Below are 21,667 nucleotides of genomic sequence, written 5' to 3'. Positions count from 1 at the left end.
TAAGTGAGTCACGTGTCTGGGAGGGCGCATGAGTCCACAAATCGCAACGATCATCGGCCTGGTGATCATGTTCATCGTCGCCACCGCGATGCCGATCAACATGGGTGCTGTCGCCTTCGCGCTGGCCTTCATCATCGGCGGGCTGTGGGTCGACATGGGGGGCAAGGAGGTCCTGGCCGGATTCCCCGGCGATCTGTTCCTGACCCTGGTCGGTATCACCTACCTGTTCGCCATCGCGCAGAAGAACGGCATCATCGACCTGCTGGTGCACTGGGCGGTGAAAGCGGTACGTGGCCATATCGTGGCCATTCCGTGGGTGATGTTCGTCATCACCGCGGTCCTCACTGCCTTCGGCGCACTCGGTCCCGCCGCGGTGGCGATCATCGGGCCGGTCGCGCTGCGCTTTGCCAAGCAATACAACATCAACCCGCTGATGATGGGCCTGCTGGTGATCCACGGTGCGCAGGCCGGCGGCTTCTCGCCGATCAGCGTGTACGGCAGCATCACCAACGGCGTGGTGCAGAAAGCCGGGCTGGAAGTGACTGAGATGGCGGTGTTCCTGACCAGCCTGGGCTTCAACTTCATGATGGCCACGATCTGCTTCTTCGCGTTCGGCGGTATTGCCCTGCTGCGGCGTGGCTCGATCACCGCGGCCGGAACGATCGGCACTGCCGAACTGGCAATGGCCGGCGGCCCGCAGGCATCGTCACGCCAGTTCGCCATCGAAGGCCACGGCGCGCTGGTTGCCGCTGGCGGGGGCACCCTGTCCAATGATCCGGCGGCGCTGGATGCAGTGAACCTGACCCGCGAGCGGCTGTTCACCTTGATCGGCCTGCTGGGCCTGGGCGTTGCTGCGCTGATCTACAACCTCAACGTTGGCCTGGTCTCGATCACCGTGGCGGTGGCGCTGGCGCTGCTGTCACCGCAGAGCCAGAAGGGCGCGGTCGATGGCATCAGCTGGTCCACCGTGCTGCTGATCTGCGGCGTGGTGACCTACATCGGCGTGCTGGAACATGCCGGCGCGGTGGATTTCATCGGCAACGGCGTGTCCGACATCGGAATCCCGCTGCTCGGTGCGCTGCTGGTCTGCTACGTCGGCGGCATCGTCTCTGCATTCGCTTCATCGGCCGCAGTACTGGGCGCCACGATTCCGTTGGCGGTGCCGTTCCTGATGCAGGGCCACCTCAGCGCGGCCGGCGTGATCTGTGCACTGGCAGTGTCGTCCACCATCGTCGATGTCAGCCCGTTCTCGACCAATGGCGCCCTGGTGGTGGCATCGGCAGCGAAGGAAGAGCGCGAAACCCTGTTCCGTCGTTTCCTGGTCTACAGCGGGCTGGTGGTCGCGCTGGGGCCGCTGCTGGCCTGGCTGGTGTTCGTGGTACCGGGCTGGATGTAGCCGCTACCCGGTCGTGCCGGCCGCTGGCCGGCGCGACCTGGCGTTACACTCTGCGCATGGCCATTGCCCCTGCTCCACGGTCCCCGAAGAAGCGCGCCCCTTTGTATGAAGAGGTGGCCGAACACGTGCGCGAGCACATCTACGATTACCGGCTGCCGCCGGGCGAGTGGATTGACGAGCCCGCGCTGTGCGAGGAACTGGGCATCAGCCGCACGCCGCTGCGCGAAGCGCTGAAGCTGCTGGCCGCCGAAGGCCTGGTGCAGATCGATGCCGGTCGTGGCGCGCGGGTCACCCGGCTTACGCTGGAAGATCTCAACCAGCTGTTCCCGGTGATGGCGATGCTGGAAGGCCGCTGCGCGCATGAAGCGGTCAGGCATATCGATCATGCTGGGGTACAGCGGCTGGAAGACCTGCATTCGGCGATGGAAACGGCTGCGGCCGAGGGCAATATCGCCGAGTACTACCGCAACAACTACCTCATCCACGAAACCGTGCAGCACTATGCCGGCAACCCGTGGCTGATCCGCATCACCCACGACCTGCACCGCATCCTGAAGATGCACCGTGGCCGCCAGTTGCTGACCCCGGGCCGTACCGCGCAGTCGCTGGCCGAGCACCGCGAACTGATGGAATGCTTCCGCAAGCGCGATGCCGCCGCGGCCGAACGCACCATGGAGCGCCACCTGCTCAGCCAGGGCCAGGCGCTGGCCGCCTATGTGGCCGCGGGAGGCCTGTTGAACGTGCCAGCGCCGTTGCCGACCGAGGGCGGCGGCTGAGCAGGCTTCTGTAGAGCCGAGCCATGCTCGGCTGGCACCCGACGCGAGCGGTAGAAGCCGCCGAGCATGGTTCGGCGCTACAGCCGGGCGCCGGGCTTCAATCGCCGCAGCTGCCGCTGTCACTACTCCCCCCATCACTGCTGCAGTCGGAGCTGCCGTGGCTGTGATGGCTGTAGTTGTCACCGGAATACCCACCGGAGCTGTCGTAGCTTGCGCCCCCCTCCCCGCGGCTTCCCGAGCCATCGGCGGTGGCTACCGCCATGCACAGGATTGCGCCCACCAGCGGCAACAACCAGACCAGCAACAGCTGCACCGTCCGGCCGCCCGCCGAAAGCCCGTCGCGCCTGATGATGACCACGGTGGCTACCACGTTCAGGCCCAGCACCAGCAGGACCAGCAGAAGGGCAACGATCAGCATGCGGCAGTTCCGTGCCAGGACCTGGGGGCATTATGGCCCGCCGCGCCGGCATTGGCCCTGCCTGTCATGAAGATGGGACAATGTAGGGCGCGCCGGCCTGTCTCCGGGCCGCCGGCGCCCCCCGCACCACACGGAAGAAGAAGAACAACAACATGCTGAAAGTCATTTTCGATACCGACCCGGGCGTCGACGACGCCCTGGCCCTGCTGTACCTGCACAAGCACCCGCAGATCGACCTGATCGGCGTCACCACCACCTTCGGCAACGCCTCGGTGGAGTCGACCACGCACAACGCGCTGTACCTGAAGCAGGCCTGGGGCTTTGCCGCCCCGGTCGCACGCGGCGCCGCAGGCCCGCTGCAGCCGGAAGCCACCCCGGAAGCCTGGCCGGTGCACATCCACGGCCACAACGGCCTGGGCAACCACCCGGTGCCGGCCAGCCTGGACGTGGCCGCTGATGCGCGCTCCGCCGCGCAGCTGATCATCGACCTGGTCCGCGCCCATCCGGGCGAAGTGACCCTGGTCGCCGTGGGCCGCATGACCAACCTGGCCCTGGCCCTGCAGCAGGCGCCGGACATCGCCGGGCTTGTACGTGGCGTGGTGATCATGGGCGGCGCCTTCCACGTCAACGGCAACATCACCCCGGCCGCCGAGGCCAACATCTGGGGCGATGCCGAAGCGGCCGATGTGGTGTTCACCACCGATTGGCCGGTCACCGCGATCGGCCTGGACGTGACCACCCGCGTGGAAATGGACCGCGACGGCCTGGACAAGCTGGCCGCCCTCGGCGGTACCGACGCCGAGCTGGTGCGTGCGCTGTCGCAGGACTACGTGGACTTCTACCTGCAGGCTGGCCACAAGGGCATGGTCGTGCACGACTGCTGCGCCTGCATCGCGCTGACCCGCCCGGAGCTGTTCCAGTTCGAACGTGCCAGCGTGCGCGTGGCCACCGACGGCGTTGCCCGTGGCATGACCATTCCGAAGCCGGAAGGCATGGGCTTCGGCCCCAGCGTGTGGGATGGCCACGTGCTGCAGTCCGTCGCCATCGGCGTGGATGCGGCCGCGGTACTGGCCGACATCGAGCAGACCCTGAAGGTCTGATCGGCTAGCGTCTGGCCCTGCCCGGGACGGTCTCGGGCAGGGTCCACAGCACCGGCAGCACCAGCACCGCCACCAGCGCGATCATCGCGCCCGGCGCCGCCGCCCAGCCGCTGCGTTCCACCCACCATTGCGCCAGCCACGGTGTCGCGCCGCCGAACACCGCGGTGGCCATGGTCACGCCCAGTGCCAACCCGCTGACCCGGCCTTCGCCCGGGAACTGCTCGGCCGTGGCCGGGGCCGCGACCGCACTTACACCACCGGCCACGCAGGCCAGCAGCACCGCGGCCAGCGCGATGCCCCACACCGAAGCCTGCGCCATCCACGCAAACAGCGACAGCGGCAGCAGCGCCGCCAGCAACGTCAGGCCCAGCAGCATCGGCCGGCGCCCCACGCGGTCGGACAAGGCGCCGCACAGCGGGGTGATCGCAATCACCGCCACCGCCGCAATCGTCGACAACCAGAGCGCGTCGCCTTCGTCGTGGCCCTGCGCATGCAGGAATGCCGGCACGTAGGTGATGCCCACGTAGTAGGTGATCGAACCCAGCGCCGAGATCGCGAAGGTGCGCGCCACTGCTGCCGGATGGTTGCGCAGCACATGCCGCAACGGCGTGGCGGGAATGCTGCCCTCGCGCCGCTGGCGCTCGAACTCGGGCGATTCGTGCATGCCCGAGCGCGCGACCAGGATCACCAGCGCCAGCGCGGCACCGACGAAGAACGGAATGCGCCACCCCCAGCTGTCCAGCTGCGCGGCGGGCAGCAGCGCGACCGTGAGCGCGGAAATCGCCACCGCCAGCAGCGCGCCCACTTCACTGGCGGCCGATGCCAGCGAGGTCACCAGGCCTCGTCGCCGCACGGGTGCGCTTTCCAGCAGGTAGGCCACCACGCCGGTGTATTCGCCGCCCACCGAAAACGCCATCACGCAGCGCAGCACCAGCAGCAGCACGCCGGCGGTGGCGCCGGCGGTGGCGGCGGTCGGCAGCAGCGCGGTAGCCAGCATCGCCGCTGCCATCAACGCCATCGACGCCAGCAGCATCCAGCGCCGGCCGAGCCGATCGCCCAGATGGCCAAAACACAGCGCGCCCAGCGGGCGCATCAGGTAGGACACCGCAAAGCCGGCCAGTGTCACCAGCAGCGCCTGCTCGCCACCGCCGAAGAACACCCGCGACAGCACCGTGGCGAAGTACAGGTACAGGGTGAAGTCGTACCACTCCACTACCGTGGACAGGCCGGCCACCCACATCGAGCGCTGCCGCGCCGCGGTCATTGCGTGTTCGCCTTCAACAGCCTCGTTCCCGTGGGTGCAGGTGCCAGGCAGGGTGTCACGGCCGGGGTGAAATGCCGGTCATCGGCCATCCATCGGCTGCATGTACTGGGTTTCATGCCCGGTGAAGCGCTCACCGTCAAAGCCGAAGCAGAACCGCCCCTCCTCAAACGCGCGATAGACAAGCAACGCGCCATCCAGGCAGAACTGCTGCTGGTCCACGCCCGTGTCCAGGGTCCCATAGCGGGTAGCGTCTCCGCCCTTCCCCGCCGGCCCGGTGAAAGCATCGATCGGCAATGGCGTGGCGCGTCCGGTACGGGTGTCGATCAGTACCACCGAGCGCTGGAAGAACTCGGGGCGATCATCGACCTGCACCAGCAGGTAGTGCTGGTTGAAGTTGGGTGTCTCGTTCCTGAGGGCTTCCTCGATGCGCGCCACGTGCTGCGCATCGCAGAAATCGACCGGGCTGTAGCGATAGCTGCACCCGTTGTGGTCGTAGGGCAGGTTCATGCCCGAATAGCTCACGCCTGCCTGGCTGCCCAGGTCGTCTCCCGGTTCCGGTGTGCTGCACAGCAGCCACGAGCGCTGTGCATCCTCGGGATCGGCCATCAGCTTCGGCTCCCTGCCCTGCTCGTAAGCCGTACCACCCGGAAAGTCCCGGCCGAAGCGCTGGTGAACGATCACGCGCGCGGTCTCCAACGGCAGGCCGATCTTCGCCCCGCGGAACGAAACGAGCGTCATCGTCGGCAGGATCACCTCCTCCACCGGCAATCCCTTCCATTGCCCACGCATGCAGAACGTGGCGATCTCGTTTTCCTCGTCCACCTTGCAGGGTTTCGGCGCGTTCGCGGCCAGCCAGGGATGGACCGGGCGATCGGCCTGAGGGTCGATATACCAGCCGTCCAGCGCACAGGTCGGCAGCGCATCCAGCAACGGAGAGAGGTCTGTTGCGGTGGCCGGGGCGGCAAGGGTTGTGCCCGCTACGGGTGCCTCGATTGGTGCATCCGGTGTGCGCTGGCAGGCCGCCAGCACGAGTAGACCTGCCAGCAGCGCGACGTGGCGCGGACGCCGGATTGAATGCTGCGTTCCCTGCATTGCGTGTTTCCTGATTTCGACACTCCCTGCAGATGATCGCCGATCCCGGAGCCGTGCAGGATTGCCATGGATCCGCGTTATGTGTGGATGCTCTGGTCCCGCCAGTTACCCCGGCAGCTGCAGCTCCGCCCGCAGGCCGCCACCCTCGCGGTTGTGCAACCGCAGCGAGCCGCCCAGCGACTGCGCCAGCTGCACCGCGATGGCCAGGCCCAAGCCAGTGCCGCCGGTATCGCGATTGCGTGAGCTTTCCAGCCGGTGGAACGGCGCCAGCACTGCCTGCAGCTGGTCCTCGGGAATGCCAGGGCCACGGTCGGAAATGCAGATCCACACTCTGCCGGCGTCATCACGGCCGGCCTCGATCTCGGCGGCACCGGCGTAGCGGAGTGCGTTGTCGACCAGATTGCCGACCACCCGTCGCAGCGGCTGCGGCCAGGTCTGCACGACCAGTCCAGCGGGCGCACCGCCACTGACCGGCTTGCCCATGTCCTCGTAGTCGCCGACCACACTGGCCAGGAATGCGCCCAGGTCCATCGCCACTGGCTCGCCACTGGCGACGTGGCTGCTGCGCGCATAGGCCACGCCCTCACGCACCAGTTGCCCCAGGTGGTCGAGGTCGGCCAGCAGCCGCTGCTGGGTGCTGTCTTCAGGCAGGGCCTCCACCCGCAGCTTCATGCGCGTGATGGGGGTCTGCAGGTCATGCGAGATCGCGGCCAGGATCTGCAGGCGCTCACTGACATGGCCACGAATGCGTGCCTGCAGTGCGTTGAGCGCGGCCGCCGCGCCGCCCACTTCCGCAGGGCCATCTTCAGGCAGTGCCGGCCCGTCCTTGCCCGGCTGCAGATGCTCCACCGCATGCGAGAGCTGCTGCAGCGGCCGCATGGCCAGGCGCACCGCCAGCCACGCGCACACCAGCAGCAGCGCCAGCTGCACCAGCAGCACGGCGGGCAACCAACGCGCCAGCGGCAGCCCCGACGGCGTGACTTCAATGGTCACGGGGGTGCCGTCGTGCAGGCGCAGTTCCACCTCGAACCGCTCCGGCAGGCGAGCCACCTGGCGCGCCTGCAACGGATAGCGGTGCTGCAGGCTGTCATCGATGACCGTGGTGACCTGGCGTGCGCGATCGGTCTGCAGCCCGGGTCCGGCCGCAACCGGGCGCAGCAGGTAACGGTAGGTGCGCCGCTCCAGCCGCGGCACCCAGGCCGCGCGCTGGTCTGCGGGCAGGTGTTCCAGCAACGCGACGCTCACGGCCACATCCTCGTCGAGGTTGCGCAGCATCATGCTGCGGGTGGACTGGTCGCGTTCGAAGAACAGCAGGCCGAACGACAGTGCGTGGGCCAGCGCCAGTCCGCCCAGCAGCACCAGCAGCAGCCGCGCCGACAGCGTGCGCGGCCAGCGTGGGCGGCGTGCGGTGATATTCATTCGTCCGGCCCCAGCAACTGCACCGGCACGCTGAACACGTAGCCTTCGCTGCGCACGGTCTTGATGTAGGTGGGCTCACGCGCGTCATCGCCCAGGCGCTGGCGCACGCGGCTGACCAGCAGATCGATGGAACGATCGAACAGTTCTGCATCACGGCCCTGGGTAAGGCTGAGCAGCTGGTCGCGGCTGAGCACGCGGTTGGCGTGGTCGAGAAACACGCGCAGCAGGCGGAATTCCGCACCGCTGAGCGGATAGGCGGTGTCCTGCGCATCCAGCAGGTGGCGGGCGGTGGTATCCAGGCGCCAGTCGCCGAAGGCCAACTGGCGGCCGGCTTCGCTCACCTGCAGGTTCGGCGGCAGCATCTGCGTGCGTCGGATCACCGCATTGATGCGCGCCAGTAGTTCGCGTGAGGAGAACGGCTTGGTCACGTAGTCATCGGCGCCCATTTCAAGGCCGATGATGCGGTCGGTTTCATCGTCGCGGGCGGTCAGCAGCACCACCGGCACCGCGCGATGCTTGCCGGCACGCAGGTTGCGGCACAGGCTCAGCCCGTCCTCGCCGGGCATCATCACGTCCAGCACCACCAGATCCACCGCGTGGGTATCCATCAGCGCGCGCATCGCACGGCCGCCATCGGCCTGGCTGACACGCAGGCCGCTGCGTTGCAGGTAGTCGGCCAGCATCTGGCGGATCTCGCTGTCATCGTCGACGACCAGGATGTGCGGTACGTGGTTCATTGCGTTCTCGATGAAGACGGCGGTCAGGGCCGCGCTGCGCGGCCATGGTAGCGCGGCTCAGGGGCTGGGCAGCAGGCGCTGGATCTCGCTTTCGGTACGTGCGTAGTCGCCCTCGCCGTAATGGCGGTAGACCACCCGCCCCTGCCCGTCGAGCAGGTACAGCGCCGGCCAGAAGCGGTTGCCCCAGGCATTCCAGATCCGGTACTGGTTATCCTGCACCACCGGCCAGGTGATATCCAACCGTGTGATGGCCCTGCGCACGTTGCTGGGCAGCCCTTCATAGGCAAATTCCGGCGTGTGCACGCCGATCACCTTCAGGCCCTGCGGCGCGTATCGCGTATGCCACTGGTGGACGTAGGGCGCCACGTTGAGGCAGTTGCTGCAGGTGTAGGTCCAGAACTCGACCAGCACCACCTGCCCCTGCAACTGCTTCAGTGTGAGCGGTGGGCTGTTGTGCCAGGGTCCGCCACCGTCGAACCCCGCCATCGGTGCTGCAGCGAGCGGCTGCGCACCGGCATCCGCGCCGGGCCATGCCAGCAACAGCGCCGCTCCGCCCAGCAGGCCCAACAACAGCGGCAATGCGTACCCTCGCAGTGCGGCCATCGCTCAGCCACCCTGCTCGGCCAGCGGCAGTTCCGCCGGCTTCACCCCTGCCGCTTCCAGAATGCTGTCGGCCACCTGCGCCGGATGCGAAAGCAGCGACACATGGCTGCTGCCGATCGATTGCAGCTGTGCACCGATGCGACGTGCGGTCGCGGCCTGCAGCTGTGGCGACAGCATGCGGTCATCGCGGCTGAGCACGTACCAGCTCGGCTTGCTGCGCCACGCCGCAACGTTCACCGCCTCGCCCAGTGCACTGGCCTTCAACGGGACCTGCGTGCTGTACAGCAATGCGGCCGATTTTTTCATCACGTCCGGCGCGAAGTCCTGGGCGATGGCATCCGCCGGCAAGGTCAGGTAGCCATCCCTTTCCTGCAGTCGCGCCAAGCCCGGACCGACCGGGAAACCTTCGCCCTGTTGCGCCGAAGACTGCCCTGCATCCGGCGCGAAGGCCGCCACGTACACCAGCGCCTGCACCTTCGGGTCATTGCCCGCTTCGGTGATGACCGTGCCACCCCAGCTGTGGCCGACCAGCACCACCTTGCCGGGCGCGGCGGCAATCGCGCGGCGGGTGGCGGCGACATCGTCGGCCAACGAGGTGAGTGGATTCTGTACGGCCACCGCCGGCAGCTTCCAGTCATGCAGGGTACTGATGACCTTGCTCCAGCTGGAGCCATCGGCGAAGGCGCCGTGCACCAGGATGACGGTGGGCGGTGCAGCGGTATCGGCCTGGGTAGCGAAGGCGGGGGCGGCGGCGCCGGCAAGGGCGAGAGCAGCGGCAAGCAACGAGGTACGGATCATGGGTGGCACTCCGGTGTTGGGAGTGGCCATTTCCATCTGCCGGTGTATCGGCGCTGTTTCTCCACGGCGCGGAGTTGTACCGGACTGTAGGGCGCAGGCGGGTTTCTACAGTGGGATACATTCGCGCGCCGGTCCTTGCTGGGTGCTACCGGGTGGATCAGGCTCCCCGCACGCGTGCGCGCAACGCCCCGATGTGCATCCAGGCATCGTCTTTGTATCCGACTGTACGAAACCCGGGCTGCGGCCACAGTCGCTGACAAAACCCCGGGCAACGGCACACGTTGCCGATACCTGCGCCGACTGAAATGGCCTCCATCGACCACTGGCCCGCAGGACACCACCATGATCAGCACTGCCTCTTCCGTCGTTACCCCCCGCCTGGACGCCGTCGGCCGCTGGCTCTCGCCATTGGCGCTGCGCATCCTGCTGGCTTGGGAGTTCTTTGAATCCGGCCGCGAGAAGCTGGCCGGCCAGAACTGGTTCGCCGACCTGGAAGGGCGTTTCCCGTTCCCGTTCTCCACCCTGCCTGCGTCACTCAACTGGCAGCTGGCCACCTGGCTGGAACTGGTGGGCGCTGTAATGCTGCTGCTGGGCCTGGCCACGCGCTCGGTGGCCTACATCTTCTGGGTGCTGACCCTTGTTGCCATCGCCGCTGTGCACTGGCCCGACCAGTGGAACGGCCTGGGCGAACTCTGGCAGGGCTATGCGATCACCGACCAGGGCTACGGCAACTTCAAGCTGCCGCTGCTCTTCCTGGCCATGCTGCTCCCACTGATCCTCAACGGCGGCGGTGCGCTCAGCCTGGACCACCTGCTGGCCGGCCCGCAGCGCCCCACGGCGGGCAACGACGGTCTCGGCTGGGGCGTGAGCCTGATCGCCCTGCTGCTGCCGGTCGCCGCGCTGCTGCCCGGCGTCGGCTTCGGTGGCGCGCTGCTCGGCGGCGCCCTGCTGTTGGGCTACGTACTGCGCCGTCGCCGCAACGCCTGATCCGCATCGCCCCTTCCCGCGCTTCTTCCCTTCGTTTCCGTCGCCTTCAGGCGGCGTCCATCCCGCACGCCCTGCGTGCCAATCCCAAGGAGTCATCATCATGTCCGTCTCGACCAAGAACACCCCCTCCTCCCGCCTGCCGCGCATCGGCGCCATCGGCATCGCCCTGGCCGGTGGCCTGCTGCTGGCTGGCCAGGCCGCCGCGATCCAGCCAATGGCCATCGGTGCCGTGGCGATGAGCGCCGCCGCCGAAGGCAAGTGTGGTGAAGGCAAGTGCGGCGCCAACAAGGCTGCCACCGGCAAGCCTGCCGGCAAGGCCAAGGTGGTCGAAGGCCAGTGTGGCGAAGGCAAGTGCGGCGACGCCTCGTTTGCCCGCACCGACCGAGATCACGACGGCCGGGTCTCGCGTGCCGAGTTCAACGCCGTGGCGGCCAAGCGCGCCGCCGAATTCGACCGCATCGACACCGACCACGACGGCTACATCAGCGAACAGGAAGCGCACGACTACCTGCGCAGTGTCTACACCGCCAACGGCAAGCCGATGCCGAAGGGCCTGTTCTCCCGCGTCAACGACTGATCGTTCCCCACCCGGCGCCGCCCTTGCGGCGGCGCCACTGCCCTGGAGTACCGTCGCATGTCCCTGCCCCTGTCTTCCGCCAGCGCTGGTCTCGGCCTGCGCCGTGGCCTGATCGATGAACTGCTGGCGATGCCGGCCAATGCCATCGACTTCCTCGAAGTGTCGCCGGACAACTGGATCGGGGTTGGCGGTGCCCACGGCGCGGCGCTGCGCCAGTTGAGTGAGCGCCATCGCCTGACCTGCCACGGCCTGTCGCTGTCGCTGGGCGGTCCGGACCCGCTGGATCGCACGCTGCTGGGACAGACGCGCGCCTTCCTCGATCTGCACCAGGTGCAGCTGTACAGCGAACACCTGAGCTACTGCGCCGCCGGCGGCCATGTCTACGACCTGCTGCCGCTGCCGTTCACCACCGAGGCCGTGCACCATGTTGCCGCTCGCATCCGCCAGGTGCAGGACATGCTGGGCCGACGCATCGCCGTGGAGAACATCTCCTACTACGCCGTTGCCGGTGCGGACATGAGCGAGATCGACTTCATCAACGCCGTACTCGCCGAAGCCGACTGCGACCTGCTGCTGGACGTCAACAACGTCTTCGTCAACGCCTGCAACAACGGTTACGACGCCTTCGATTTCCTGGCCCGCGTGCCGGCGCATCGCGTCGCCTCGCTGCACGTGGCCGGCCACTTCGACGAGGACGATGGCTTCAAGATCGATACCCACGGTGCGCCAGTGAAAGGCGTGGTCTGGGCGCTGCTGCGTGAGGCCTATGCACGTGTCGGCGTCCACCCCACCCTGCTGGAGCGCGATTTCAACTTCCCGCCTTTGGCCGAGCTGCTGGCCGAGGTCGAGCAGATCCGCCACGCGCAGGCCGATGTGCTGCTGCCCGAGGTGGCCCATGGCTGAGCCGCTGGCCACCCTGCAGCAGCGCTGGGCCGACCATGTACGCGACCCATCGATGCCCGCGCCTGAGGGCATCGATGCACGGCGGATGGCGGTCTACCGCCGCCTCTGCATCGACAGCCTGGACAGCCTGCTGGCAGGCAGCCTGCCGCGCCTGCAGGCGCAACTGGGTGATGCCTGCTGGCGCGACACCGTGGAGCACTACTACGCGCGGCATGCCTGCCATACCCCACTGTTCCCGCAGATCGCCGGCGAATTCGCCGCGTGGCTGGGCGTGCAGGCAGACCTCGCGCTGCCGGGCTGGGTGGCGGAACTGGCGCATTACGAAAGCACGCAGCAGGCACTGCACATTGAAGCGCGGGACACCGGCCAGCAGCCATTGCATGCGCCACAGGCAGGCAGCGTGCTGGCGCTGTCTCCACTGGTGCGGGTGCTGGGCTACCAGTGGCCTGTGCATGAGGACGCCGGCCAGAACGGCGCGCCTACCGCGATGCCGACGTTGCTGCTGCTGCGACGCCTGGGTGACTTCAGCCTGCAGGTGCAGGAACTTTCACCGCTGGCATATGCGCTGCTGTCGGCGTTCGGCGATGACGGCGCCCGTGCGGAAGACGCGCTGCAGGTACTGGCCGATCTGCATGGCGTGGCCGCCGACGAACTGCGCACAGCCTGCATTCCGCTGCTGGGCGAGCTGTGCGCGGCCGGCGTGCTGGTGGTGCCTAGCGACTGTTGAAGGTGCCGGCCAGCGGCCGGCACTACCCACTCCTTGGCCGGCCAGAGGCCAGTGCCCCCCCATCTCCATTCTTCGAGGTCTGATCATGGCTGTTTCCAATACCTCCTTCCTGCACGGCTGGCGCCTGTTCGTGGCCATCGCCGTGGTCCTGATCGCATTCGCACTGGCGGCATTCACCCTGCAGCCCGACGTGGTCGAGGGCAGCCGCACGGCGATCCGGGTGACGGCACGCACATCGTTCCTGCTGTTCCTGGCCGCCTTCACCGCCTCCTCGTTCGCCAGCCTGCTGCCCGGCCTGGTCACCCGCTTCCTGTTGCGCGAGCGTCGCATCGTCGGCCTGTCGTTCGCGTTCTCGCACCTGCTGCATGCGGTGGCGATCACCGCCTTCGGCATCCTCAACCCCGCGTTCTGGCCGGCGCGCTCGGCCCTGGCCAACCTGCCGGGCACGATCGGCTATGTAGCCATCCTCGCCCTGGCCATCACCTCGCATCGTGGCATCGCCCGCCGCATGGGCCCCACCGCGTGGCGTCGCCTGCACGTGACCGGCATGTGGATCATCGCCGCAGTGTTCACCTATTCGTACTTCAAGCGCGTGCCCGGCAACTTCGGGTACGCGGTGCCCTCCGCGTTGCTCTTCACCGCTGTCGTGGTGCGCGCGATCGCCAAGCGGGCGCAGTCGCTGCGGCGCAATACGCATGCGCGGCCGCCGCTGCGGAGTTCTTGAGGACGCGGTTACCTGTAGAGCCGAACCCATGCTTGGCTGCCTCTGGTTCAGCCGAGCATGGGCCCGGCTCTACAGAGGGATCCCAGCACGATAGACAGCGAATTCCTCGCGGAAAGGGATCTGACCCCACTTCAGATCACGGGGCGCGGCGCAGGGTGATCAGGGTGATTTCCGAAGGCACGCCGATGCGTGCCGGGAATCCGCCCCACAGGCCAGCGCCATTGCTCACGTACAGTGTCATCCCGTCCACCTCGTAGCGGCCGGAGACGTAGCCGCCGTTCGCCCGCTTCACCAGCTGGTCCATGCCGATGATCTGCCCCCCGTGGGTATGCCCGGACAACTGCAGCTTCACGCCGCGCGCGGCCGCCTCACGCGCATTGCGTGGGCGATGATCGAGCAGGATCACCGGTGCGGACGGATTAGCACCGGCCAACGCGGCATCCAGATCCGGCAACGGCAGGCCGTAGCGTGCCGCCACCGGGTCGGTGACACCGGCGATGGTCAGCGCCGCATCACCGCGTCGTACCTGCAGGTGGCTGTTCTCCAGCACCTGCATGTGCAGCGTGCGGAACGCCTGCATCCAGTCCTGGTACTGCGCGTAGTACTCGTGGTTGCCAGTGATGGCGATGACGCCATCCGGAGCCTGCAGATCGGCCAACGGTCGCGCGTCGTCGCGGCGGGCCTCGACGCTGCCGTCGATCAGATCGCCAGTGATCACGATCAGGTCCGGCTTCAGCGCGTTGCTCTCGGCCACCACCCTGCGCACCCACTCGCCGGTCAGCAGACGGCTGGCGTGGATGTCGGTCAGCTGCAGCACGCGATAGCCGTCGAATGCGGCCGGCAGATCCTTGATTGCCACGTCGATCTGCCGGGGCTTGGGTACGGCCATGCCCTGGCTGATCCCATAGCCACTCACAAGCAGGGCCAGCAGGCCGGCCAGCGGCCGCAGCTGCGGTGCACGCAGCGCCGATACCATGCGCGGCCAACGCAGCAGGCGCGAAACCAGCAGGCCGGCGTCCAGTACCAGCATCACCAACGCCAGCAGCAGCACGGCAGTGGAGCAGGTCGCCAACACGGCGATCGCCATTTTCGGAATTTCCGGCGACGCCATCGTGCCCCAGAAGGTGGCCACGATGCGCAGCTGCACGGCCACGGCCACCACCAGCAGCGACAGCACGACCTTCAACCCGATGGGCATGCGCAGCGGCCAGAACAGGCGCCAGGCCACATACAGGCCCATCAACAAACCGATCGTACTCAGCACTGCAACCATCCATGACAGAAAGCGGGCCCGCCATGGTGACGGCTGCGGGCCATGTTGTGTAGAGCCGCGCCATGCTGCGCTGCTTTGAATGTAGAGCCGAGCGCATGCCCGGCTACATCCGCGGAGCCGAGCATGGGCTCGGCTCTACAACGGCTGGTCGAGGCGCTCCAACCGCAGGCGGGCGATGCGGCGCTTTTCCATCGCCAGCACGGTGATGCGCACGCCGGCCACGTCCACCGCATCACCGATGTCCGGCAGGCGACCCAACTGTTCCAGCACCAGGCCGGAGATGGTCATGTAGTCGGTACTGCGCGGCAGCGACACGCCGGCCAGTCGCTGCAGGTCGTCCAGGGTCAAGGCACCATCGGCCTCCCACTGGCCTTCCCCCTGCGCGACCACGCCATAGCGCTCGCCCTGGGTATCGACCAGATCACCAGCAATCGCCGCCAGCAGGTCGTTGGCCGTCACCAGGCCTTCCACGCTGCCGTACTCGTCCACCGCCACCGCCAACGGCACCGGGTGCTGGCGGATCAGTTCCAGCGCCTGCAGCGCACTGGCGCTGGACAGCACGTACTGCGGCTCACGCAGGTTGCCTTCCAGCTGCAGCGGCTTGCCCTGCAGCAGGTCGGCCAGCAGGTCGCGGCTCTGCACCACACCGCACAGGCTGTCCAGATCACCATCGCCGACCAGCAGGCGGGTGTGCGGCGATGCCACCAGGCGTGCCACCACGTCGTCCTGTCCACGCGCCAGGTCGATCCACTGCACGTCGGCGCGCACGGTCATCACGCTCGACACCGGGCGATCCGCCAGCCCCAGCACGCTGCGGATCATCTCGTGCTCGGCCGGCTGCAGGCGCTCTTCGGCATCGACGTGTTCGTCAGCACTTTCGTCGTCGTGGCCATTGGTCGGGCGCGCGCCCAGCATGCGCAGCACCGCATCCGCAGTACGTTGGCGGAACGGCTGGCGGCGCTCGTTGCGCTCGCGGTTGAAACGTACCCACTGGTTGAATGCCTCGACCAGGATCGAGAAGGCGATGGCCGCGTACAGGTAGCCCTTCGGGATCTTGTAGCCCAGGCCCTCGGCCACCAGGCTGAAACCGATCATCAGGAGGAAGCCCAGGCACAGCACCACCACCGTGGGATGCTTGTTGACGAAGCGGGTCAGCGGCTTGCTGGCCACCAGCATCAATGCCATCGCGATGGTCACCGCGGCGTACATCACGCCCAGGTTGTCGACCATGCCGACCGCAGTGATCACCGAGTCCAGCGAGAACACCGCATCGAGTACCACGATCTGTGCCACGACCATCGCGAAGCTGGCGTAGACCTTCTTGCCATTGTCCTCATGCTGGCGGCCTTCCAGCCGCTCGTGCAGCTCCATGGTGCCCTTGAACAGCAGGAACAGGCCGCCGCCCAGCAGGATCAGGTCACGCCCGGAGAAACTGTGGTCGAAGAGCGTCAGCAGTGGCTCGGTCAGCTTCATGATCCACGCCAGCGCCGCCAGCAGCACCAGCCGCATCAGCAGGGCCAGCGCCAGGCCGATCACGCGCGCGCGGTCGCGCTGGTGCGGCGGAAGCTTGTCGGCAAGGATCGCGATGAACACCAGGTTGTCGATGCCGAGAACGATCTCCAGCACGACCAGGGTTGCAAGGCCCATCCATATCGAGGGGTCAGCCAACCATTCCATTTCAGGTCCGTTTCGTCAGTAGGTAAGGGAAAAAAGCGACCACTCAGTCAGCGTCCTGTGCCTGCGCCGGGTCATGCCCGAGCAGGTCGCCGGGCGTGCACTGCAGCTCGCGGCAGATCGCATCAAGGGTGGAAAAGCGGATGGCGCGCGCCTTGCCGGTCTTCAGGATCGACAGGTTGGCCAGGGTGATGTCGATGCGCCCGGCCAGTTCGGACAGGGTCATGCCCCGTTCCTGCAGCATGCGGTCCAGGGTGATGACGATCGCCATCAGATGACACCGTCGAGGTCATCGCGCATCGCCGCACCCACGGCAAACACGCGTGCCAGCACGAACAGCATCAGCACCGCCACCAGGCCGGTGATCGACATGCCGCCGCCCACCTCCATCCAGGTGAAGTCGGGCCCCATCCAGGCCGCGTAAGCGCCGATCAGGATCGACAGCAGCTCCATCGCCAGCATCAACCACGCCATGCGTTGCAGGCGCTGCGCGTTGGCGTGGGTGAACGGCCGCTCGCGCGCCGCCGACTTCAGCAGCCGCAGCAGATGGCGCAGGAACAGCAGGCACAGCACCAGCAGCGCGACGATCGCGCCCAGGCCGAGGCAGAAGTGCAGGAACAGGTCGTTGCCGTGCGCGGCAACAGCACCGGCATCATGGACGCTGTCGAGTAGCCAGCGGCGGTCATGGGCGACCAGCGGCACGGCCAGCAGTGCGGCCAGGATGCCCAGCCAGCACATCGCCCGGACGGCCTGTACGGCGGCCTGGGCCAGGGTGAACAGGCCTCGCGCGGGTCTGGCGCGGGCGGGACGAGCGGTCAAGCGGCCTCCGGCATTGGGGTGGCCTCGCCGCCCCGGAGTGGATTTATCGATAAACGATATACCACATCCCGCGTGAAAGGCTGAATCGCAAGCCTGCCCCTTCCGTCGGTCAGGGCCCGGGCGCAGCGGGCTCCAGCATCGCTTCACCGGGCGTGGCCGAGGCCATCGCCTGCACGCCGGCCTCGGCCGCCTGCCGCGTGACCAGCCGGAAGCGCACCTGCAGCTTGGCCTGCCCCGGCGTGGCCCAGCCGTACTGGATCGCCACCTGATCAGCCGACAGCGGCCCGCGGCCCGGCAACGAGCGTACCTGCAACGGCTTTGGTGCCGCCTGCACCAGCCGCGCGAACCCCTTCTGCACCACCGCCGCCTCGGCCTTCTCCGCATACACCGAGCAGGTGCCATCGTCGGCCCAGCTGACCGCATAGCGCCCGCTGGCCAGCGGCACCATCCAGGCCACACCCGGCTGGCCCTGCAGCAACGTTGCAGCCTCGGCGGGCTGCAGCGGTGACAGCCCGTTGGATTCCATCAGCGACTGCAACCGTGCTGGCGCGCCGATGTGCTGCATGCAGGCGGTATCGAACAGCTCGCTGAAGGGATCCTGCGCCGGGGCCTTGGCCTTGGGCGTACGCGCGGGTTGCGCCACCGCCAGGGTGGGCAGCAGGGCCAAAGCCAGCCAGAAGAACGCAGGACGCATCGGGATTCCACGCTACGGAAAACAGCAGGGAGGATGGCAAAGGCCTGGCGCGCCGCGCAATGGCCGCGATGGCCACCAGCCTCCCGCTGCCGGGTCAGACTGCCATTTCACCCTGGTCCTCGCCATCCCAATAGTGGATGCGGCTGGCGCGCACGTGAATCAGTACCAGCCCCGGTGTATCCACGCCCTGCTCGAACCAGCGCTCAAGATCCTTCACCCAGTGCGCGCGCATCACAGCGCGATCGCGAACCAGCGCCGCCCTTCCCTGCACGTGCACGAACAACGGCGGCTTGCCCAGCAGTGACCTGCTGCCGGAAAAACCCAGCGCAACGGCGGGGTCAGCCTCAATCTCGTGCACCATGTCGGTGTCTTCTGTGGTGAAGAACCAGCTGTCACCGTCGTAGTCCACGTCACCGTTGTTGCTCATCGGACGACCGGCAATTTCTCCGCCGGCGCGGGTCTGCAGCATGGTGAAATCGATGTCGGCCATCTTCTTGGCCAGTTCGGGCAGTGTGAGCTGGGTCATGGTGTCGTCCTTCATCAAGTGAAATCCCAGCGTCTGCGCAGAGTGGTGACCGAAGCGTGGAAGGTCAATGTCGGCTTCTTCACAGAAAGCGAGATAGGGCGCGTGGCGCGTGCGTGACGCGCTGCTCACCACCCCACCTGCGTTTGCAGCAGCTGCACGCCCCATCGCGCGCCGGGCGATCCTGCAGACGCTGCGACGGGTGCATGCACGCATTGGCTGACGCGTGCCATCAGCGCGTGATGCGACCGCCACCCGCGACCCGTACCCGATCGCGCCCCTGCGCCTTGGCCCGGTACATGGCCGCATCGGCGGCACGCAGCAGGGTGCGCCAGCCCAGCGCGTCGGTGCCGCCCTCGGCCACGCCGAAACTGGCGGTCACCCGCAGCACGGTGCCACCGGCCAGCGCGATGTCCATCTGCTGCAGGGCCAATCGCAATGACTCGGCCAGCTGGCGGCCACCGGCCAGATCACCGTCGGCCAGCAGCACCAGGAACTCCTCACCACCATAGCGGGCGATGCTGTCGCTGCGGCGCAGGTGGTGCTGCAGCAACTGCGCCACCTGCACCAGCACTTCGTCGCCGGCTTCATGGCCATGGCCATCGTTGATCGCCTTGAAGCGATCCACATCCAGCAGGATCACCACGGCGCTTGCATCGCCTCCGGCGTGTCTCTGCTGCACCACCTCATCCAGCGCGCGCCTGTTCAACAGTCCGGTCAGCTCGTCGGTGCCGGCGAGCTGGCGCAGCTCGCTGGTCAGTGCCGAGCGCTCGCGCGATTTCTCACGCAGTACTTCGATGGCGTCGAACAGGCGCTGCATCTCGGCCAGCGGATGGGTGACATGCTGCTCCGGGCCAGGTGCATCCGTGGCGAGCTGGATCACCTGCTTCTGCGCCTGCAGCAGTGGCTGCAGGATCTGCAGGTGGGCGATGCGCAGGGCCACGCCCAGCACCACCAGCGTGCCCAGCGCGGTCGCCACCAGCACAGCCAGGCGCATGGCCTCGCGGTTGCGGGTGCGTTCGTAGCGGGCGATGGACACGCTCAGGTAGCCATCACGCAGGGCTTCCAGCGACTGCAGGGTAGGCACGTAGCGCGTGGTGAACTCGGCAGCGGTCCACGGCGGTGGTACACCACGGCGGCCATCCTCGATCAACTGCTCGATCATCGGCAGCGATTCGCCGAAGAACTGCCGTCGTGCCATGTCCCAGTGCCATGACAGTTCCGCGTCGCTGCGGAACACCGACTCATGGCTGCCCGCCAACCGCCACAGCTCCAGCAGGCGGCCCTCGGTCTGCAGTGCAGCGCGTGCCTGCTCCTCGCGCCATGCCCCCGGTACCGCGACCGGCGCCATCACGTTCGAGGCCAGGCGGCCGCCATGTTCGCGAAGATCGATCAGCACCTGGCCCTGCATCGCCGGAATCGCCGCTTCACGGTCGGCGCTGACCAGCACGTTGATCTGTGCCGAGGTCAGCAGGTGCAGGCGATCAACCACGGCGAACATGCCACTGATCGCACGCTCCACCGCCTCCACCCGGCGCGCATCGTGCGGTTGCGCCACCACCCGGTCCACCGCAGCCCGCGCCGACTGCAGGCGACGTTGCGCGTCGGCCAGCAGGCCACGCTCATCCAGCACGCCCGGGTCGTTCTTGAACACGGTCTCCAGCTGCAGCATGGCGGTGTCGACCCGCTTGCGCGCGGCCGCCAGCTGCGCGGCCAGCCGCGCCTGTTCGGCGGCGTCGGCCGGGTCAGCCCCCAGCAGGCTGTTGGCCGGACCGCGCTCGGCCGAAGCCAGGTTGGCGAGATCGAAGGTCTGCCGCAGCTGGCGCAGGCTGGCCAGGTTGTCTTCGGCGCCGGTGTAGCGCAGCGTGCCCTGGACCAGGGCGATGGCCATCAACGGCAGCGTGCACACCACGAACAACCCAGCCAGGATCCAGACCCAGGTCCGCAACCTGATGGGCGATGCCTTGCCGGCCATGCAGAATTCCCCTGAAGTGCGGCTCACTGTAGCGAGCGGCTCCGGCGGCGCCAAGCCAGCGCCGTACGATCCGCCGGGGTGGATATAGCGCAGCGCGCGCGAACGCGCCGACAACGCCGGCGCCCCCCGTCCAGCCGGTCAGATGCGACAGGTCACGCCGGGTCAGATCCAGCGCTGGTCGACCAGTTCGCGTTTCACGTAAGCGTAGAACACCGGTGCCGCCACCAGCCCGGGCAGGCCGAACGCCGCTTCCATCACCAGCATGGCCAGCAGCAGCTCCCATGCGCGGGCCTGGATTTCACCGCCGACGATGCGCGCGTTGAGGAAGTATTCCAGTTTGTGGATCACGATCAGGTACAGCAGCGCGGCCACGGCCACGTAGAACGAGACTGACAGCGCGACGATGGTGATGATCGTGTTGGAGATGATGTTGCCCACCACTGGCAGCAGGCCGGCGATGAAGGTGATCAGTACCAGCGTCTTGGACAGCGGCAGATGCACGCCGAACAGGGGCAGCACGCCCAGCAGGAAGATGGCGGTGAACACGGTGTTGAGCAGCGAGATCTTCACCTGCGCGAACACCACCTGGCGGAACGCGGTGGCCAGGCGGCTGGTGCGCCCGATCAGTTCCTGCGCCAGCGGCCCCATTTTCGGCAGCGGAAGTTCGTCGTACAGCGCGATCATCGCCCCCAGCACCATGCCGATCAGTACGCGCACGCCCACCTGCACCACCGACGTGCCGGCCACGCCCAGCTGGCGCTGGTGTTCGGCGGCCCAGTCATTCAGCGCCGCACGCAGCGCCGGCATGTCTTCGGGGATATACGGCTGCAGCAGCGCCGGTACCTGGTGGCGCGACGAATTGAGGATGTCCATCAGCCGCGCCAGCAGCGCGTCCGGCCCGCCGGTCTCGTTGCGGAAGAACGACGCCACGCCAATGCCGGCCAGCACCAGTCCGCTGATGATGATCGCCGACAGCACGATCACCGCGATTGCCCGCGCCCTTCCCGGCGGCAGCTTGCCCTCCACCGTGGACGCCAGCACGTGGGTCAGCTGGAACACCAGCAGGCCCGACAGCAGGGTCACCACCAGGCCCAGCTTCAGCGCCAGCCACATGCCCAGCAGCATCATCAACCAGGCCGCGATCCTCGGAACAGGGGGCTTGGACTGGGCAACGAGGGCGTCTTGCAT

The 21,667-nt window shown here is 67.5% G+C and carries 24 protein-coding genes; 9 read left to right on the top strand and 15 right to left on the bottom strand.

Going from position 1 to position 21,667, the window contains the following annotated elements:
* The first annotated feature begins 28 nt into the window (after positions 1–28).
* Entirely contained in the window at positions 29–1,396 is a 1,368-nt protein-coding gene (locus ACZK0Z_RS05950; protein WP_197632987.1) for an SLC13 family permease, read from the top strand.
* Positions 1,397–1,452: 56 nt separating this feature from the next.
* Positions 1,453–2,172, top strand: coding sequence for a GntR family transcriptional regulator (locus tag ACZK0Z_RS05945; protein ID WP_049429998.1), 720 nt, complete (start codon positions 1,453–1,455; stop codon positions 2,170–2,172).
* Positions 2,173–2,269: 97 nt separating this feature from the next.
* Here the strand turns inward: ACZK0Z_RS05945 and ACZK0Z_RS05940 are convergent, their stop codons facing one another.
* Positions 2,270–2,590, bottom strand: coding sequence for a hypothetical protein (locus ACZK0Z_RS05940; protein ID WP_049429999.1), 321 nt, complete (start codon positions 2,588–2,590; stop codon positions 2,270–2,272).
* Between the two features lie 152 nt (positions 2,591–2,742).
* Between ACZK0Z_RS05940 and ACZK0Z_RS05935 the strand changes: the two genes are divergently transcribed.
* Complete coding sequence (locus ACZK0Z_RS05935) at positions 2,743–3,690, top strand: nucleoside hydrolase (RefSeq protein WP_049430000.1); 948 nt, start codon at positions 2,743–2,745, stop codon at positions 3,688–3,690.
* A gap of 4 nt (positions 3,691–3,694) precedes the next feature.
* On the opposite strand, the gene ACZK0Z_RS05930 is transcribed toward ACZK0Z_RS05935, so the two are convergent.
* The 6 genes from ACZK0Z_RS05930 to ACZK0Z_RS05905 all read right to left on the bottom strand — a co-directional run bounded on the left by ACZK0Z_RS05930 (position 3,695) and on the right by ACZK0Z_RS05905 (position 9,603).
* On the bottom strand, positions 3,695–4,954 hold the full coding sequence (locus ACZK0Z_RS05930) for an MFS transporter (RefSeq protein ID WP_049430001.1): 1,260 nt from the start codon (positions 4,952–4,954) through the stop codon (positions 3,695–3,697).
* 78 nt (positions 4,955–5,032) lie between these two features.
* Positions 5,033–6,046, bottom strand: a complete 1,014-nt coding sequence (locus tag ACZK0Z_RS05925) for a hypothetical protein (RefSeq protein ID WP_049430002.1) — start codon at positions 6,044–6,046, stop codon at positions 5,033–5,035.
* Positions 6,047–6,151: 105 nt separating this feature from the next.
* Positions 6,152–7,465: a sensor histidine kinase gene (locus ACZK0Z_RS05920; protein ID WP_049430003.1), complete on the bottom strand. Its 1,314-nt coding sequence runs from the start codon at positions 7,463–7,465 to the stop codon at positions 6,152–6,154.
* Positions 7,462–8,202, bottom strand: a complete 741-nt coding sequence (locus tag ACZK0Z_RS05915) for a response regulator (protein ID WP_049430004.1) — start codon at positions 8,200–8,202, stop codon at positions 7,462–7,464. The genes ACZK0Z_RS05920 and ACZK0Z_RS05915 overlap by 4 nt, the downstream gene beginning before the upstream one ends.
* A gap of 57 nt (positions 8,203–8,259) precedes the next feature.
* Positions 8,260–8,805: a redoxin family protein gene (locus ACZK0Z_RS05910; protein ID WP_197633751.1), complete on the bottom strand. Its 546-nt coding sequence runs from the start codon at positions 8,803–8,805 to the stop codon at positions 8,260–8,262.
* 3 nt (positions 8,806–8,808) lie between these two features.
* The gene (locus tag ACZK0Z_RS05905; protein WP_049430006.1) at positions 8,809–9,603 is read right to left on the bottom strand and encodes an alpha/beta fold hydrolase; all 795 of its coding nucleotides are present in this window, start codon (positions 9,601–9,603) and stop codon (positions 8,809–8,811) included.
* A 342-nt stretch (positions 9,604–9,945) separates the two neighbouring features.
* Here ACZK0Z_RS05905 and ACZK0Z_RS05900 point away from each other — a divergent pair, with 342 nt between their 5' ends.
* The 5 genes from ACZK0Z_RS05900 to ACZK0Z_RS05880 all read left to right on the top strand — a co-directional run bounded on the left by ACZK0Z_RS05900 (position 9,946) and on the right by ACZK0Z_RS05880 (position 13,521).
* Complete coding sequence (locus ACZK0Z_RS05900) at positions 9,946–10,590, top strand: HvfX family Cu-binding RiPP maturation protein (RefSeq protein WP_049430007.1); 645 nt, start codon at positions 9,946–9,948, stop codon at positions 10,588–10,590.
* Between the two features lie 100 nt (positions 10,591–10,690).
* On the top strand, positions 10,691–11,167 hold the full coding sequence (locus tag ACZK0Z_RS05895) for an HvfA family oxazolone/thioamide-modified RiPP metallophore (protein WP_197633752.1): 477 nt from the start codon (positions 10,691–10,693) through the stop codon (positions 11,165–11,167).
* Between the two features lie 57 nt (positions 11,168–11,224).
* Positions 11,225–12,070 (top strand): HvfB family MNIO-type RiPP peptide maturase, encoded by an 846-nt coding sequence (locus ACZK0Z_RS05890; RefSeq protein WP_049430009.1) that lies wholly within the window; start codon positions 11,225–11,227, stop codon positions 12,068–12,070.
* Complete coding sequence (locus ACZK0Z_RS05885; RefSeq protein ID WP_049430010.1) at positions 12,063–12,797, top strand: HvfC family RiPP maturation protein; 735 nt, start codon at positions 12,063–12,065, stop codon at positions 12,795–12,797. Before ACZK0Z_RS05890 ends, ACZK0Z_RS05885 begins: the two co-directional genes overlap by 8 nt.
* 85 nt (positions 12,798–12,882) lie before the next feature.
* Positions 12,883–13,521, top strand: a complete 639-nt coding sequence (locus ACZK0Z_RS05880) for a ferric reductase-like transmembrane domain-containing protein (protein ID WP_197632805.1) — start codon at positions 12,883–12,885, stop codon at positions 13,519–13,521.
* A gap of 136 nt (positions 13,522–13,657) precedes the next feature.
* Here ACZK0Z_RS05880 and ACZK0Z_RS05875 read toward each other — a convergent pair whose 3' ends face one another.
* From ACZK0Z_RS05875 to ACZK0Z_RS05845, 7 genes are all read right to left on the bottom strand, one after another.
* Positions 13,658–14,794 (bottom strand): metallophosphoesterase, encoded by a 1,137-nt coding sequence (locus tag ACZK0Z_RS05875; protein ID WP_197632806.1) that lies wholly within the window; start codon positions 14,792–14,794, stop codon positions 13,658–13,660.
* A 135-nt stretch (positions 14,795–14,929) separates the two neighbouring features.
* A complete protein-coding gene (locus ACZK0Z_RS05870) occupies positions 14,930–16,471 on the bottom strand; it encodes a TerC family protein (RefSeq protein ID WP_197632807.1) in 1,542 nt (513 codons plus the stop codon).
* 43 nt (positions 16,472–16,514) lie between these two features.
* Positions 16,515–16,739 (bottom strand): helix-turn-helix domain-containing protein, encoded by a 225-nt coding sequence (locus ACZK0Z_RS05865; protein ID WP_005408494.1) that lies wholly within the window; start codon positions 16,737–16,739, stop codon positions 16,515–16,517.
* A complete protein-coding gene (locus ACZK0Z_RS05860) occupies positions 16,739–17,206 on the bottom strand; it encodes a DUF2975 domain-containing protein (protein WP_010483460.1) in 468 nt (155 codons plus the stop codon). Before ACZK0Z_RS05860 ends, ACZK0Z_RS05865 begins: the two co-directional genes overlap by 1 nt.
* Before the next feature lie 190 nt (positions 17,207–17,396).
* The gene (locus ACZK0Z_RS05855; protein WP_197632808.1) at positions 17,397–17,981 is read right to left on the bottom strand and encodes an NMCC_0638 family (lipo)protein; all 585 of its coding nucleotides are present in this window, start codon (positions 17,979–17,981) and stop codon (positions 17,397–17,399) included.
* 94 nt (positions 17,982–18,075) lie between these two features.
* Positions 18,076–18,507 carry a pyridoxamine 5'-phosphate oxidase family protein gene (locus ACZK0Z_RS05850; protein WP_180849188.1) on the bottom strand — a complete coding sequence of 144 codons (432 nt, stop codon included), beginning with the start codon at positions 18,505–18,507 and terminating at the stop codon, positions 18,076–18,078.
* A gap of 229 nt (positions 18,508–18,736) precedes the next feature.
* Positions 18,737–20,395: a GGDEF domain-containing protein gene (locus ACZK0Z_RS05845; protein WP_336339847.1), complete on the bottom strand. Its 1,659-nt coding sequence runs from the start codon at positions 20,393–20,395 to the stop codon at positions 18,737–18,739.
* On the opposite strand from ACZK0Z_RS05845, the gene ACZK0Z_RS05840 reads away from it, so the two are divergent.
* Complete coding sequence (locus tag ACZK0Z_RS05840) at positions 20,388–20,567, top strand: hypothetical protein (RefSeq protein WP_336339846.1); 180 nt, start codon at positions 20,388–20,390, stop codon at positions 20,565–20,567. The genes ACZK0Z_RS05845 and ACZK0Z_RS05840 overlap by 8 nt on opposite strands.
* A 74-nt stretch (positions 20,568–20,641) precedes the next feature.
* On the opposite strand, the gene ACZK0Z_RS05835 is transcribed toward ACZK0Z_RS05840, so the two are convergent.
* Positions 20,642–21,667 (bottom strand): AI-2E family transporter, encoded by a 1,026-nt coding sequence (locus tag ACZK0Z_RS05835; protein WP_197632809.1) that lies wholly within the window; start codon positions 21,665–21,667, stop codon positions 20,642–20,644.

It is taken from the genome of Stenotrophomonas sp. 116085_Sma, from assembly GCF_056479585.1.
This window is presented reverse-complemented; position numbering and strand designations above follow the sequence as displayed.